Raw genomic sequence first — 14,092 nt, 5'->3', positions numbered from 1 at the left:
GGATCTTACTCCAACATTTGCCATGAAAGAATACGGATCTGTGTATTGTTCTGAAAATAATATTTGAAATCATACAAGTTGTGATTTCTGGACTCAGCGTTTTCTTAATTATCACGTAAGACAACTATAGACGAGATTTTTAAGCTGGAACGAAAAAATGGAAGAACTCAACACCCCGCCGTCGCTTCGTACATTGGAACTACTGATCACCATCGTAGAAAAATTGGTTGCGGAGAAAGCGGACCTAACTCGGACTTGGTTAAAACGCTATGTTTGTTCAAACGACGACGGAATAGCCGATGCAACACTGAAACTCGGCATCGCTAAAAAGCTACTCGTCACTAAGCGGCAAGGATACATCGGATTGGCAAGAGGGGTTAGCGCCGCGGACGCCGTTATCGGCGAGGAGAGCTACTACCCGGAGGTCGAAAAACAGATCAAGGCGATCTGGCTGGGTAATAATTACAGCAACTCCGAATTTCTCGTTGAAAACACAGCGCGTCGAAACGCGAAAATTGTCGGCCCCTGGACGCGCCCTGACTTCACTTTGGTATCTCATAAGAAATTTCCGTTCACCATCGGGCACGAATTCGACGTGGTGACGTTTGAAGTCAAACGTCCCGATTCTTCAAACGTGCTCGCAGTTTTTGAGGCGCTTTCACATACAAGTGCAGCTACGAAGGCCTACGTCGTTTTTCCTCTCAATCCCAAAGATTGGACACTTGCCTCGCCTGAGCAAGAGATAAGAGTGCGCGATGAATGCGCGAAGCATGGGGTCGGACTTATCTTAGTCCAAGATATTAGTGGCGATCCGAAACCGCACCACATTATTAAGGCTCGTCGCAGGGAAATCGACCATGAAAGATCAAGCGCCTTTCTCAGCGCAGTTTTGACCTCGACAGGCAAAGAGCAGATCGCCAAATGGAAATAAAGACGTCCCCGCATAGCCTTTCTAACGCAATACGCTACGTCATCGTGCTGACCGACGACAGCTTGGAAGATGCCAGTTTGTTCCAAGGTATATCTCCGGGAATGCTAGACATGGGGTGGGCTATGCGGTTGATACCACATTTGCCCGCAGATGTTTTCGACTTCGGATTGTCTTTCCAAGCAAGAAAGTCACGGCGGCTGACGGGACACGGGTGGAGTTGGACCCCTCTCTCGCTGAGCAATTTCCTCAAATTGACCATATCGCAAGACGACCCATTTTGGGTCGTGATGACGGGCACCGCCAAGGCATTTTCCGCTGTTACCGAATGGGAGAAACGTCAAACCTTTCCCATCCTGAAAATTTCCACCACCGGGAAAAGGTCGCTAAGGCCAGAAAATGCGCGATGGATCCATGTCCGCGATCACTTACGCGCAGTCGCGGAAAAGCTTCGGCTTTTGAACGCGCAGTTACCAGTCGACGAGCTTTCGACGACTTTGTCTGCCTGGCACGCACCCAAGGCGCCTATTCTTGCTATGGTTGCCAAACCCCATAACAGCACTATCGCAAACCTGATCGTACTGCAGTCTTTGGGATATCAATTTCAAGGAGAGAAAACCCTCACCTCACCGCCTAGAGATGAACGCCCACACATTAAGGCGATGGTGGAGGCCGCTCTAGCAGTGGTTGCGGTTCAAGATAGCGGCGAACTAGTTCCAGCCTTTCTTTCCTACCCACCGAAGCCAGACCGGATTGTCCTCGCGCCCGCACTGTATGCACACACACGCGAACGCCTTCCTCGACCGACCGGTGATGAACCGCCCGGCATTAGAGAAACGATCCGCCTCCTTCAACAACAAACCGGATACATGTTCCAAGGGTCGGGGACCGACGTAGCGCCCCTGATGTTGCCTGCCGGCCAATACATCCTTGGTATGCGCACGAAGGAATTGAACGCCCAGACCCTGGCTGTCAGCCTGCGAGCAGCTTCGACGCTAGCGTCGACGGTGCGGCTACCGAACGGAGTTAATAGGGCTACGGAACTACGCGATTTTACGGGTTATGCTAGAGGCGGTGGAACCGTCAATGGTAGCAACAAGGCTGAACGAGTATTTCAGTCGGTTCAACGGTCACTGCAACGCCACGCTCCCGCTGATTTGGTTGACATCATCGCAAGCAGTCAAACGGGCGTTAAACTGGTTGCAGATGCGCCGCTGGAATGGTTACCAATCGGCGATCTTCCTATGAGCATTGCTCTCAATGTGTCCCGCATTCCTGCCACGCCCGGCAATTTGATGATGACGCAGCTTGCAAACAACCAAACACTTTATCTTCCACCAGACGCCTTTGCGGAAGTTCTCGTCGTCTCATCTTTCGGTCCGAGCGATCCGATCCGAAATGATGTCAGACAGGCGATGAGTGTGATAGCGACTAATTCAAACGCGCGGCTGAAATTTTACCAAGTTTGGGTCAACACGAGCGAAGAGTTCATCGCCGCTATCAACGGATTTCGTGGCGCAATGATGATTTTCGATGGCCATGGATCGCATGATAAGAATACCGGCGTCGGCGTCCTACATATCGGCGCTGAAAAAATCGATATCTGGCAACTCCGCGGTCAAATGCGCCCTCCACCAGTTGTGCTACTGAGTGCCTGTGACACGCAGTCTCCGGACCGTACGCATGCAACAGCGGGCGCTGGCTTTCTAGCATGCGGCGCAATATCCGTGGTAGGAACATTCCTCCCCGTTCGCTCGAAGAATGCTGCGTCGTTGGCATCTCGTCTTGCATTAAGAGCAGCTTGGTACACTCAGGCCGTGGTCGGTGAGTCGAAGCGCCCGATTCTCTGGAGTGAGATTGTCGGCGGCATGCTGCGGCTCGATTTTTTATCAGACCTGATGACCCGACTAGAGAAAGAGAAAGTGGTTGATGTTGATCGAGCACTCCCCCTGAGAGGCTCGATCAACATGCTCGTTCATACTAGGGACCCCGACTGGTGGTCCGAAACGAAACAAAAGCTACTCGATGCAACAGGCTTGGATAAAGAAGCGTTGAAAAAGCACATTTCCAGAACCCTAGCCGAAGGCGACAGCATCCGTTACACACATATTGGAAATCCTGACCTCCTTTGCATCACGGATGCGGCCGTCATGATGCAGACCCGTGAGCACGGACGCACGAGTGCTTATGCCCCTCAGACCGCATCCACTGGAGGAGTTGCACCTGCGTGATCAGAAAGATGCACTTGAAGCCAATTTCGATCGATTATTTTCAATCCTTCATACCAGTGCTCCGAGTTGGCGACATTGAAGGAAAGGGCTTCAAGATCGTTCATGATCTGATCACGTCCCGCGCGGGTATCGTAGCTGGTGCTTGTCCAATCTGCTTCAAAAAAACGGGGGCTGAGAGTATTTAAGACATCTCGCGTAACATTTCTAACTTTATCGGGGTCGCCAGGATCTACTTGAGTCCGGAGATGCGGATTACGTGCCCACGTTTTCATCGTGGTGCACACGAACTGCGTGATACAAATCAACCCCACCTTCGACATGAGTTTGCTTCCCTTCACGAAAAGGTTCGGCCATTCTTCTTTAATCACGGACCACATCGCAATCAGGAACGCGTTAACACTATCCAAATCTTCGAGTTCGCCAAAGCCGAGTGATCTGACCTCAGCCGCCATTGACTCGACGGCCGACGGAGCGATGATCCGGGAGTCAGCGGGATTGTTCGGCCAGTCCACGATACCGCGAAATGGGCTTTCGTCGTCTTCATCCAAAACGCCTACGGACCCTAGATTTGGATTCTGGGAAAGCCGAGCGGTCCGGAGGCGCGTTTCGAGTTGATCCTGCGAGTAATTCAGCGCAAGCGCTCGTATATGATCGGGAGGGACCCTGGCCGATTTGTTGTTGATTACAAGGAACTGGAAAGCCATTTCGAGATCTGTTGCCTCGAGTATGGCGACGATCGGCACAAATGTGGCATCACTGACGGCTTGGAGACCGCGCAAACGATGCTGACCATCGATGATCAGGCCTGGCTTCGGCTGATCTACCACCGCCTCGAACTTAATTTTCGAGATGTTCCCTTGCACCTCGACAACAACGCCTTTCAGCCCGACGACAATCGCGGTCGGAATCGTATTGTTCGGATCATCGGCAAAAAACCGCTTGATGCTCGAAATCCGGCTCTTTTTTGGTTCGCGTTGGGGTCCAAGTTTATTGTCGGGGCCTAGTCGATCGACGTCCGCCCAGGCATCCACCTCGCCTGCTGGAGCCTGGAACATGGCGAAAAGCGGCCCGCTTCCATCGGCGCGTTGTTGGAAAACGAAAGCATCGTATTCATACTGCATCAGCCTGGAATCCACTTTATCATTGTGCGCGCCTCGTCGTGGACACGCATATTGAAGAAATCATAGCCTTGATCCTGATCAATTTTCGCGGGGCGATCCCGTGGACCAATCGTGAGAAAAGCGTCTCGAAGCGTCGTGCCATTCGCGCGGGCATAGGCTGTCGCTGCGCGCATGTGAAGTGCCATTTGCACTTCTCGCGGAATAGGTGGCGGTCCGTTCATTTCGTCGATATCGGAAAATACGATCGGCTGAATCCACGCCATATGCCAAGTCGCCAGATGGCCTTTAATGCAGTTACAGGACTCGCAAGCCGGTAGCAAGTTCTGCTCGACAGAGTCGCCGCCTAACGCCCGCGGCCAGACGTGATCCGCCGTTGCCTTCAACCCCGCTGGTGCATCTTCATAAACACCTCCGAACAATCTACCGCAACTGTAGCAACATTGACTCCCAGCCTTGCAAACAAGTCTCTTTAGCCCGGCGCTCGGTTCTTTATGGATCTGCTCAGCACTGATAAGGACCTCTTGGATTAGTTCACCAAAGTCTGCGTCGTATTCAATCGGCGTCAGTTGTAGGATATCGCAAGTACGTGCTCTCAGTTCGCGAATTTGATCAAGACGGTTTGGTACGGTGTCTCTTACGTCATTGCCGAGTTTTATCAACCGCTGCTGCACATGGAGCAGCGAAGCGCCAACCAGAAAATTCGACCAATCGCCATATCGTCTCGCAAATCGAAGTCCAGATTCAGAAAGAACATTGGAGAGGTAGCGCGCTTCCTTATGGTTTGTGAGGAGCAAAAACAGCAAACGTTCGCCCGAGGTGGTTGGGCGCCAAGGTTCGGAGTTGTCAATGAATTCAATCATGAGCCATCAAAATGCAGTGCAGGTATCGGAGAAGTTACAGCCCAACGCTTCCAAAAGCCAACGCTTTTTACAACTGTCAAACAATAAGAAAGTGGCGAAGATGTCACACTCTGCAGTTTCTCAGGGGCTGCTAAATAAACGTCGCAGTTTCTGGGTTGACCTATTATCGCCGCCGCAGTTATCTCCAGTATCGAATTGCTACACCCATGAGCGCCGTGATGTCGGCTGGAACTGATATGCATGCAATCATCACCGCTTGCGCCAACAGTAAGCATCACGAGGCTGATTTTCGAACGAAGGCTCGTAGCCTCCCATTCGGCAACCTCTCTGATGTGAGCGCCGAGTGGAAAAATCGTCTTTCCTTAGCCCCGAAGATTTCAGTCGCACAGGACCTCTACAGCGGGCGCTCCTTTTCACTGGCTGTCTCTGCGGCAGCTTGCGTCAAAGCTCGACTCTATGTCGTTTCGGCCGGGCTGGGCTTTCTAGGATCGGAGCAACCGGTTCCTGCTTACAACCTCACAGTATCACCAGGGTCGGCAGATTGCGTACTGGATCACATCAAGCCTAGCGTGTCCGGGGCAGATTGGTGGCAAACGCTCATCGACCTGGACGACGTACGCGCCACTCTGATATCCACCGATGGACTGATCCTCCTCGCCGTTGGCTTAGCCTATCTCAGAATGCTTGAGCCGATTCTGCTGGATCTACCCGACGAAACGTTGGACCGCCTAAGAATTTTCGCGGGATCAGCAAACACAACGCTTCCTGGACGACTTGCGGCCCAAATTCTGCCATACGACACGAGGCTGAATGGCCCGCAAAGTCCGATCCGCGGAACAATGATCGATTTCACTTCCCGAGCGCTTCACCATTTCGCAACGACGGTCATGACGGACCAACCACACGGCGGCATTGTCAGCCAGACGAAACATGTCGAGCGTCTCTTGATGCCTTGGAGCCTCCCAAACGTGTCATCGGGCGTGCGCCGTTCCGATACGGATATCAAAACTCTGCTTCGCCAACATTGGGATCGAACCGGCGGATCGACCACAAAACTTCTACGGGTGCTGCGAGATGAACTGGCCGTTGCTTGTGAGCAAAAGCGATTTGCTCGTCTTGCGGCAGAAGTGCGAAAAGAAGGGGGGCTCGCATGATATCTGAGACAGAGAGCCTCGTTGTGCGTGCGGTCAGGACGCAGCAGGGCGACGCAATCGATGTCTATGCATTTTTCCTTTACGGATCTGATCTGACGCGCGTTGCCGATATCAGCCGAATCCACAGGGACGAAAAGGACCTGAAAGGCTTCCAACGAAAGGAAATCCGCAGTCACGTAAATTCAATCGTTGAGTTCCTCGATAGCGGTCCTGTTCTTTTTCCGAATGCCATCACTCTCGCGTTCTCCCCCGAGATCCACTTTGAGCCGTCGCGTGGGCCAAAACCTAATGGTCTGGCCGAGGTTGGAGTTTCCGGCACCCTCACCATTCCTTTCCGAACAGCAGGCGACCGGGCCGCGTGGATTGTGGACGGGCAGCAGCGCTCACTTGCGCTTGCCAAAGCGAAAAACAGCCGATTTCCCGTGCCAGTGATTGGATTCGTGTCACGGGACCTGCAAATCCATCGGGAACAATTCATTCTTGTAAACAAAGTAAAAGCTCTTGATGTGAGGTTGATAAACGAATTGCTGCCAGAGGTCGGGACCCTTCTTCCTAAAGATCTTGCGGTCAACCGACTGCCGAGCGAACTCTGCAATCTCCTCAACAGGCAGCCGAAATCCCCGTTCTATAAACTAATCAAACGTGCATCCGACAATGCGGAGGACGCCAGCGTTATCAGCGATACCGCTCTTATAGCGGCGATCAAACAGAATCTGCGACCGCCGCTTGGAGCACTTAGCCAATATAAGCATTCCCCGGAGACAGCGAACCCGGACGCTATGTTCGAGACACTGGCGCTCTATTGGTCTGCTGTGCGCGATACATTCCCAACAGCTTGGGGCCTGGCTCCCATCGAAAGTCGTCTAATGCATTCGGCCGGTATCAAGGCGATGGGCGCACTGATGGATCAAATTATGCTTCGAGCAGATAGTTCGGAAAATCCAGACGTGGAAATCCGCGAATCGCTGAGGCGACTAGAACCCCATTGCGCTTGGACGGACGGTATGTGGGCAGATCTTGGCTGGGCTTGGAACGAGATTCAGGGGACGCCGCAACATATTACCAAGCTGGCGGACCATTTGATGCAACTGGATCGCAGGCTGTCGAGGCCGAACCGATGAAGTTCATTTTCGCCGACAGTCTCGATCACGTAGATCCCGGATATGATTTTCTCCGCGATCGATATGCAGAGGGGCGAACCCCTTATTGGGATGATGCCTATCCACACGAGCTAATGGGATATGCACCTTATGACGGCATGCTTGTCTCCCGCGGTATCGTTGGGGGGGCAGCGGTCGGAGGCAAATACACTGAGGCTCAGGCAATGCGCTTTCGCCGCGTTGGCGCGCGAGAGTTTTTGAGGCTTGATAAGCCGCCGTTCGATCGGCTTCCTATCTTCGGTGACTGCGGAGCCTTTACTTATCACAAAGACGAGCGGCCTCCTTATACGCCGGAGGATACCGCCGAATTCTATGACGACGGCCGCTTCACGCATGGCTGTTCAGTCGACCATATCATCTTCGACTTTGATGAAAGCCTGACCGGCTTCGATGGCGGTACGGCAGAAGCCCGCAGTCGCTTCGACATCACACTGGAAAACGCGGCAGAGTTCCTCAGGGCGACATTACACATGTCCGGTCGCTTCATTCCCCTCGGCGTAATCCAGGGATGGTCACCGGGAAGCATGGCAGAAGCGGCTCGCAGGCTTGTGGCGATGGGCTATACCTATCTGGCCCTCGGCGGCACGGTGCCATTGAAAGCGCCACAGATTAAAGCCTGCTTGCGCGCCATCCGCGAGGTCATTCCGCAAAACGTACGGCTCCACATCCTAGGATTTGCAAAGGCGGATGAAATCGAGAGCTTTCAGCCCTTCAACATTACCAGTTTCGACACCACTTCGCCGCTGATCCGTGCCTTTAAGGATGCAAAAGCGAACTATTATCTACCGACGCCAAGCGGCGCTCTGGCTTACTACACCGCCATACGCGTGCCCCAGGCGCTCGAAAATCCAAAGCTCCAACGCTTGGCTAAGCAGGGCGCCCTGAACCAAGAGAAGCTAGTCTTAATGGAAGCCGATGCGTTAAACGCGCTTCGCTCCTATGACCGTGGCGATCTGGGCCTGGAAGATACCCTTGAAGCCGTGATCGCCTACGCGGCGCCGGCGCTGATGGGCGCGCCTATTGGCGATCTTCCCGGGGTGAAGGCGATAGACGAATTGCGAAGCCGTTATAAGCGCACGCTCACTGACAGGCCGTGGAAGATGTGCGGATGCCCGATCTGCAAATCGCTCTCCATTGAAGTCGTGATTTTCCGAGCCAGCAATCGAAACAAACGACGCGGCATTCATAATCTCGGGGTCTATGAGGCCCTCGTCCGCAAGCTACCATGCAGAAGTGAAGTAAATGACGACATTCAAATTCCAGGCAATCAAGGCGCGGCAGAGCGATCAGCATATAGTAGTCTCGTTTGCAGCCCTTGCCTCTGAACTACAGCAGTTTGCCTTCATCGAGCGCGTTGCGCGTGACAGTAACGGCAAACTCAGTGGTTTTCAGCGGCCGCAGATCGCCGGCCATATTCGCGAGATCCGTGATTATCTGGAAAAGTCGGAGGCGATCCTGCCCAATCCGATCGTTGTGGCATTCACATCGGGCATGGAGATCGAAGATCTTGATGACCTTGGACGCTGCGTGGTCAAGATAACATCGGATGATGGTCCTGTCGGCTTCGTCGTTGATGGACAACAGCGGTTTACCGCACTCTCACAACTACCTGACAAAGATTTCCAGGTGTTTATATCGGGCGTCGTCTGCGAAGACGAAGCCGAACTTCGCCGCCAATTCGTCCTCATCAACAACACACGACCATTGCCGAAGTCGCTGATTTATGAACTGCTTCCGACAGTCGGAGGACTACCAAGACGTCTCGGCGATCGCGCATTTGCCGCTGAACTCGTGGCCCGGCTCAATTTTGATGCTAAGTCGTCGCTCAAGGGAATGATCCATCAGCACACCAACCCTGCCGGCATCATCCGCGATACCGCCATCCAGCGGGTAGTGATGAATTCCGCGACAGACGGTGTCATGCGGGAAATGATCCGCGAACCCAATGGGGAGGATCTCTGCTTCGAGGTGATCAATCAGTTCTACGCCGCCGTCAAATACGTGTTCAAGGACGACTGGAAGGATCATACGCCAAAGACGTCCCGCCTCGTCCATGGCGCAGGTATAATGGCACTTGGCTATGTCATGGAAGTGCTCGCGTTGCTGGACGGCGCCCGCACATGGCAGGATTTCTCAAAGGGCCTTTCATCACTCGTTGGCAAAACGGCTTGGACCTCGGGCCATTGGGAATTCGCGTCTGATGACCAGCGCCACTGGAAATCGGTGCAAAACGTCAATCGAGACATTGTCAGCTTAGCGCAATACCTGATTACAATCGTGCGCGCCGACGCGAAAGCGCGCCGCGCTGCCCTCATTGAGCCGCTAAGCGGTCTGCCGGAGGCCTGATGACCTATGCCGTCAAAGAGCTATTTAAAACCCTTCAGGGTGAAGGCGCGCAGGCAGGGCGTGCTGCGGTCTTTTGCCGATTTTCGGGCTGTAATCTCTGGTCGGGAAGGGAGGAGGACCGCGCGAAATCGATCTGCCAATTCTGCGATACCGATTTTATTGGAACGAATGGAATTGGCGGCGGCAAATTTCCGGATGCAGCAGTTCTAGCCGAGGCGATCGCCGCGACCTGGGGACCGGGAGATCGAGGACGCTTCGTTGTATTTACTGGCGGCGAACCACTGTTGCAACTCGACACTCCTTTGATTGAGGCCGTCCATGAGTCCGGCTTTCATATTGCCGTCGAGACTAACGGGACAATCGAAGCTCCTGCCGGGATAGACTGGATTTGTGTCAGCCCAAAAGCGGGCTCTGAATTAAAACAGATGCAGGGAAACGAACTGAAGCTTGTCTACCCTCAGGTCGATGCCCGTCCCGATCAATTCGCTAGTTTGTCGTTTGATCACCACTGGCTTCAGCCGATGGACGGCCCCTTACGGCTTGAGAATACCGCTGCGATTGCTGCCTACTGTCTCGAAAATCCCCCGTGGCGGCTGAGCCTCCAGACCCATAAGTTGATTGGTATCCCATGAAAATCACGCAAGCTTTTACCTTCGAAGCGGCCCATCGCCTGCCGAATGTTCCCAGCACCCACAAGTGCCACCGGATGCACGGGCACTCTTACCGCGTTGACGTACAACTCTCTGGTAAGGTGGATCCGCATACTGGCTTCGTGATCGATTTCTTTGATGTCGAAAGCGCGTTCAAGCCGTTGCTGGAACAGTTAGACCATCACACCTTGAACGACATCGATGGGCTTTCAAATCCGACGGCGGAAAATATCGCGGTCTGGATCTGGGAAAGAGCCAAACCACGTCTTGATCAGTTGTCGTCGGTCAAGGTCTTCGAAACTCCTTTTTGCTGGGCGGAATATGATGGCGACTGAGACACAAGGTGCGCTAGTTCTTTTCTCCGGTGGACAGGATTCCACGACTTGCCTTGCCTGGGCACTCGATCGTTTTCCACGCGTGGAAACCGTGGGATTTGACTATGGCCAGCGGCATAGAGTGGAGTTGGATTGCCGCTCGAAACTGCGAGACGAACTCTCCAGGATCAATCCGGCCTGGGCGAACCGCCTTGGCGAGGATCACACGATCTCGCTCTCTGCGCTGGGCGAGATTTCCGACACGGCACTGACAAAAGACATCGAAATCGAGATGGTGAGCACGGGGCTCCCCAACACATTCGTGCCGGGCCGAAATCTGATTTTTTTGACGTTCGCCGCCGCACTTGCCTACCGCCGGGGTCTGAAGCATGTGGTCGGCGGCATGTGCGAAACCGATTATTCAGGCTATCCGGATTGCCGAGACGACACGATCAAGGCGCTCCAGGTTGCCCTCAATCTGGGGATGGAAAGGCGATTTGTGCTCGAGACACCGCTTATGTGGATCGACAAGGCGGCGACCTGGCAGCTTGCGAGCAGCTTGGGCGGACCCCGGTTGATAGATGTTATCGTCGAGGATACCCACACCTGCTATCTCGGCGATCGCGGCCAACGGCATGATTGGGGCTCCGGATGCGGTGTGTGCCCAGCATGTGACCTGCGTACCAAGGGTTATAACAAGTTTGTCGCGGAGAAAACCCGCACGGTGGAGACGCCTCATGGCTGATGCAGATCGTATTCGTCACGTCGAAGGCATTGTATTTCTACTTGCCTTCGCAGCCTGCGTGCCAGCAGCCAATTACATGATTGGTCACGTTGGAACGGTTTGTGTCCCCAATGGGCCGTGCCTGATCCCAGTGGGCTTTGGACTAACGGCGCCGAGCGGCGTTCTGCTTGTTGGTCTGGCGCTTGTGCTTCGTGACCTGGTTCAAAGGCGTCTCGGACTGGTCTGGTCGGTGGCGGCGATTGTGGTCGGCGCGATCTTGTCAACCACGTTCACCGCCCCTGCCCTCGCCCTTGCCTCGGCCTCAGCCTTTTTGGCCTCGGAGATCGCCGATCTTTTCGTCTTCACGCCTTTGCAGCGTCGCGGCTTGGTCATTGCGGCGCTCAGCAGCAGCGTCGTCGGGTTGATCGTCGACAGTGCCATGTTTCTCTGGCTGGCCTTCGGTTCGTTGGACTTTCTCGCTGGCCAGGTTCTTGGAAAGGCCATCATGGTCGTAGCGAGCCTTCCATTCCTTGTCATGCTTCGTAAACGCGATCGCAAATTGGGGCTCTATCCAGCATGACCAAAAACATTTCCAACGCAGAAGATCCCGTCGGTCCGTTTCAAGCGATTTGGCACGCGCTGAGGGGCCATCACTTCGAGCACTATCCGCAGGTGTCTCAAGACGGTGAGGTCAAACATCTTACAACCAACCTAGTGCTTGAACGCGCCAGCCGCGAACTCGCACACTTGACGCTCCCGGCTGATGGAAATCTGGAATCCCCCTTGAAACTCGCCAGGCAGTCGTTGGACGAAGTCAAAGCATTGACCGACTATCAGGACGGCAAAGCAACGCGGTTGCTGACTATCATCACATTTCTGAGCGCCTTTTCGGGCGTACTGTTCGCCCGGTTTGCCGACACCTACCCTTTACGGACCTTCTTGGACGGTTTTTCCATCGGCAACTCTGCGACCTACCGCGATGCGCTTGTGCCCTTGTCGTACGTTCTCTTCATCGTATTTGGGCTACTGGCGGTATCCGGCGCACTGGTCACGTTTCATGCGATCCGCGCCAGGTTCCGCTATCCCAAGGTCGCCAGCGAGAACGGAAAACCAAAATCCTATGTGTTCTTCAAGCCGATCGCCGAGGTCTCGCCGGAAGACTGGAGCAAGGCCTTCCTGTCCGAAGACCCCAGTAAGCTTAAGGGGGACTTGCAGCTCGCATACCTTAAAAACTACATTACCGAGGCCTATTTGGTGGCAACGAAAGTGGCCGACAAGTTAAGATACCTAGAGCCCGCCCAACAGCTGCAATCATGGGCAATCAAGGTCCTGCTTTTTTGGCTAATCGCGTTCAGTGCAACGTTTGTCTTTGTAAGCCCGCCACAAAAGGATTCTAATGCTATGATTCGAAGCGCGGTCACCAACGACTGTGCCACAGGCCAAAAAGATGCCGCACTCAATGCTAATCGCAACTGCCAATAGAAGAGAGGGCACTGTATCGACCCAGGTGGTATGTCTGGACGCGGACAATACCCTTTGGGATACGGACGGCGTCTTCGCAGTTGCTCAACTTCAATTGCTCACGGGTATCGCCAAGGCACTGCAGAAAAACGTCGGTGCACCTGACCGGCTCGCCTATGTGCGAGAGGTGGACCAAGAACTGGCATCCCGTCATCATCTCGGCCTTCGTTACCCACCTCGTCTCCTGATCGCTGCCTTATGCCACAGGCTCGACGGAAGCGACCCAGCCACTGCCGCGCGAACAGCATGGAGTGATCCGACCGCGATACCGCTGTCGGATGATGCCGTTGCAGCGATCGAAAGCCGGTACTTTTCAGATCTTCGCAGCACGCCTAAGCTTTTGCCCGGTGTCCCCGAGGGGTTGGAAAAGATGCACCGTGCCGGAGCGACACTTGTCATCGTCACCGAGGGCGGAAGGCAGCGGGTCCAAAATGTGCTACGGGCAAACAATATTGACGGATATATCGATCGCGTCATCGATGCTCCGAAGCGCAAAGAGTTGTTTATCCGCCTGAAACGGCTTTTCGGTCCTGCGGTTCAGGTGTTCATGATTGGCGATCAGATCACTCGCGATATTATCCCAGCGGCGGCAGCCGGCATTGAGGCAATCCACGTCGAGGGCAAATTCAGACCGATATGGGAAATTGGCTCCGACGCTTCAATTTCTCATAAAGCGGCTACGTTTGAATCTGCAGCAGACACTGTCCTCGCCAGCGCCTGAAGACGGACCATATCGTCTTGGCCCTATGATGACGGCTTGACGTCGTCTGAACTATCACTCTCTCTGCGGGAGATCTCAGCGTCAATAGCTGCCCTAATAAAGGCCAGCCGATCTTCCCCCTGCCTGAGATGCGCGTCCATGCGCGCCTTTGCACCGTCCGGCAAAGTAAGGTTGATGTTCTCCGAAAATCTCTTTTTGCGGCCCATGGCTTGCGGGATCGCATGCGAAATATTTCGAGTCAAGATCACCTTAAATCGTGTACATGTTATTGACGAGATATCGTGTACATGATACGCCTACAATATCATGTACACGATATGAGGCAACAAGATGAACCGAACAACATCGAAGGTCACTTTAAA

Annotated in this window: 15 protein-coding genes; 13 read left to right on the top strand and 2 right to left on the bottom strand. The window is 53.9% G+C overall.

Annotation, left to right across the window (positions count from 1 at the left end):
- The first annotated feature begins 157 nt into the window (after positions 1 to 157).
- Both QFZ34_RS06035 and QFZ34_RS06030 read left to right on the top strand, forming a co-directional pair.
- Entirely contained in the window at positions 158 to 931 is a 774-nt protein-coding gene (locus QFZ34_RS06035; RefSeq protein ID WP_307278180.1) for a hypothetical protein, read from the top strand.
- Complete coding sequence (locus QFZ34_RS06030; protein ID WP_307278177.1) at positions 922 to 3,159, top strand: hypothetical protein; 2,238 nt, start codon at positions 922 to 924, stop codon at positions 3,157 to 3,159. Before QFZ34_RS06035 ends, QFZ34_RS06030 begins: the two co-directional genes overlap by 10 nt.
- Here the strand turns inward: QFZ34_RS06030 and QFZ34_RS06025 are convergent.
- Both QFZ34_RS06025 and QFZ34_RS06020 read right to left on the bottom strand, forming a co-directional pair.
- A complete protein-coding gene (locus QFZ34_RS06025) occupies positions 3,123 to 4,280 on the bottom strand; it encodes a DGQHR domain-containing protein (RefSeq protein WP_307278174.1) in 1,158 nt (385 codons plus the stop codon). The two genes, QFZ34_RS06030 and QFZ34_RS06025, sit on opposite strands and share 37 nt — an antisense overlap.
- Entirely contained in the window at positions 4,280 to 5,140 is an 861-nt protein-coding gene (locus QFZ34_RS06020) for an HNH endonuclease (protein WP_307278172.1), read from the bottom strand. Before QFZ34_RS06020 ends, QFZ34_RS06025 begins: the two co-directional genes overlap by 1 nt.
- Here QFZ34_RS06020 and QFZ34_RS06015 point away from each other — a divergent pair.
- Genes QFZ34_RS06015 through QFZ34_RS05965 form a run of 11 tightly spaced genes read left to right on the top strand, consistent with a single transcriptional unit; the run spans position 5,127 to position 13,730 of the window.
- A complete protein-coding gene (locus tag QFZ34_RS06015; protein ID WP_307278169.1) occupies positions 5,127 to 5,375 on the top strand; it encodes a hypothetical protein in 249 nt (82 codons plus the stop codon). The genes QFZ34_RS06020 and QFZ34_RS06015 overlap by 14 nt on opposite strands.
- Positions 5,359 to 6,294, top strand: coding sequence for a hypothetical protein (locus tag QFZ34_RS06010; RefSeq protein ID WP_307278167.1), 936 nt, complete (start codon positions 5,359 to 5,361; stop codon positions 6,292 to 6,294). Before QFZ34_RS06015 ends, QFZ34_RS06010 begins: the two co-directional genes overlap by 17 nt.
- A complete protein-coding gene (gene dbpB / locus QFZ34_RS06005; protein ID WP_307278165.1) occupies positions 6,291 to 7,415 on the top strand; it encodes a DGQHR domain-containing protein DpdB in 1,125 nt (374 codons plus the stop codon). The genes QFZ34_RS06010 and dbpB (QFZ34_RS06005) overlap by 4 nt, the downstream gene beginning before the upstream one ends.
- Positions 7,412 to 8,779 (top strand): tRNA-guanine transglycosylase DpdA, encoded by a 1,368-nt coding sequence (gene dpdA, locus QFZ34_RS06000; RefSeq protein ID WP_307278162.1) that lies wholly within the window; start codon positions 7,412 to 7,414, stop codon positions 8,777 to 8,779. The genes dbpB (QFZ34_RS06005) and dpdA overlap by 4 nt, the downstream gene beginning before the upstream one ends.
- Positions 8,697 to 9,800 carry a DGQHR domain-containing protein DpdB gene (gene dbpB / locus QFZ34_RS05995; RefSeq protein WP_307278159.1) on the top strand — a complete coding sequence of 368 codons (1,104 nt, stop codon included), beginning with the start codon at positions 8,697 to 8,699 and terminating at the stop codon, positions 9,798 to 9,800. The genes dpdA and dbpB (QFZ34_RS05995) overlap by 83 nt, the downstream gene beginning before the upstream one ends.
- Positions 9,800 to 10,432 carry a 7-carboxy-7-deazaguanine synthase gene (gene queE / locus QFZ34_RS05990; protein ID WP_307278157.1) on the top strand — a complete coding sequence of 211 codons (633 nt, stop codon included), beginning with the start codon at positions 9,800 to 9,802 and terminating at the stop codon, positions 10,430 to 10,432. Before dbpB (QFZ34_RS05995) ends, queE begins: the two co-directional genes overlap by 1 nt.
- Positions 10,429 to 10,785 (top strand): 6-carboxytetrahydropterin synthase QueD, encoded by a 357-nt coding sequence (gene queD / locus QFZ34_RS05985; RefSeq protein ID WP_307278154.1) that lies wholly within the window; start codon positions 10,429 to 10,431, stop codon positions 10,783 to 10,785. The genes queE and queD overlap by 4 nt, the downstream gene beginning before the upstream one ends.
- Positions 10,772 to 11,509, top strand: coding sequence for a 7-cyano-7-deazaguanine synthase QueC (gene queC / locus QFZ34_RS05980; RefSeq protein ID WP_370878698.1), 738 nt, complete (start codon positions 10,772 to 10,774; stop codon positions 11,507 to 11,509). Before queD ends, queC begins: the two co-directional genes overlap by 14 nt.
- Entirely contained in the window at positions 11,502 to 12,068 is a 567-nt protein-coding gene (locus QFZ34_RS05975) for a VUT family protein (RefSeq protein ID WP_307278151.1), read from the top strand. The genes queC and QFZ34_RS05975 overlap by 8 nt, the downstream gene beginning before the upstream one ends.
- A complete protein-coding gene (locus QFZ34_RS05970; protein ID WP_307278150.1) occupies positions 12,065 to 12,970 on the top strand; it encodes a Pycsar system effector family protein in 906 nt (301 codons plus the stop codon). Before QFZ34_RS05975 ends, QFZ34_RS05970 begins: the two co-directional genes overlap by 4 nt.
- A complete protein-coding gene (locus tag QFZ34_RS05965; RefSeq protein ID WP_307278148.1) occupies positions 12,948 to 13,730 on the top strand; it encodes an HAD family hydrolase in 783 nt (260 codons plus the stop codon). Before QFZ34_RS05970 ends, QFZ34_RS05965 begins: the two co-directional genes overlap by 23 nt.
- The last annotated feature ends 362 nt before the right edge of the window (positions 13,731 to 14,092 follow it).

The organism is Phyllobacterium ifriqiyense, assembly GCF_030817885.1.
In the GTDB taxonomy this organism is placed as follows: domain Bacteria; phylum Pseudomonadota; class Alphaproteobacteria; order Rhizobiales; family Rhizobiaceae; genus Phyllobacterium; species Phyllobacterium ifriqiyense.
The sequence above is the reverse complement of the archived record's forward strand: the minus strand, read 5'-3'. Positions and strand labels throughout refer to the sequence as shown.

Bases quoted from the DNA above. Each gene is read 5' to 3' on its own strand.
- QFZ34_RS06035 (WP_307278180.1), top strand. From the start codon at position 158: ATGGAAGAACTCAACACCCCGCCGTCGCTTCGTACATTGGAACTACTG.
- QFZ34_RS06030 (WP_307278177.1), top strand. From the start codon at position 922: ATGGAAATAAAGACGTCCCCGCATAGCCTTTCTAACGCAATACGCTAC.
- QFZ34_RS06025 (WP_307278174.1), bottom strand. From the start codon at position 4,280: ATGCAGTATGAATACGATGCTTTCGTTTTCCAACAACGCGCCGATGGA.
- QFZ34_RS06015 (WP_307278169.1), top strand. From the start codon at position 5,127: ATGAATTCAATCATGAGCCATCAAAATGCAGTGCAGGTATCGGAGAAG.
- QFZ34_RS06020 (WP_307278172.1), bottom strand. From the start codon at position 5,140: ATGATTGAATTCATTGACAACTCCGAACCTTGGCGCCCAACCACCTCG.
- QFZ34_RS06010 (WP_307278167.1), top strand. From the start codon at position 5,359: ATGTCGGCTGGAACTGATATGCATGCAATCATCACCGCTTGCGCCAAC.
- dbpB (WP_307278165.1), top strand. From the start codon at position 6,291: ATGATATCTGAGACAGAGAGCCTCGTTGTGCGTGCGGTCAGGACGCAG.
- dpdA (WP_307278162.1), top strand. From the start codon at position 7,412: ATGAAGTTCATTTTCGCCGACAGTCTCGATCACGTAGATCCCGGATAT.
- dbpB (WP_307278159.1), top strand. From the start codon at position 8,697: ATGACGACATTCAAATTCCAGGCAATCAAGGCGCGGCAGAGCGATCAG.
- queE (WP_307278157.1), top strand. From the start codon at position 9,800: ATGACCTATGCCGTCAAAGAGCTATTTAAAACCCTTCAGGGTGAAGGC.
- queD (WP_307278154.1), top strand. From the start codon at position 10,429: ATGAAAATCACGCAAGCTTTTACCTTCGAAGCGGCCCATCGCCTGCCG.
- queC (WP_370878698.1), top strand. From the start codon at position 10,772: ATGATGGCGACTGAGACACAAGGTGCGCTAGTTCTTTTCTCCGGTGGA.
- QFZ34_RS05975 (WP_307278151.1), top strand. From the start codon at position 11,502: ATGGCTGATGCAGATCGTATTCGTCACGTCGAAGGCATTGTATTTCTA.
- QFZ34_RS05970 (WP_307278150.1), top strand. From the start codon at position 12,065: ATGACCAAAAACATTTCCAACGCAGAAGATCCCGTCGGTCCGTTTCAA.
- QFZ34_RS05965 (WP_307278148.1), top strand. From the start codon at position 12,948: ATGCTAATCGCAACTGCCAATAGAAGAGAGGGCACTGTATCGACCCAG.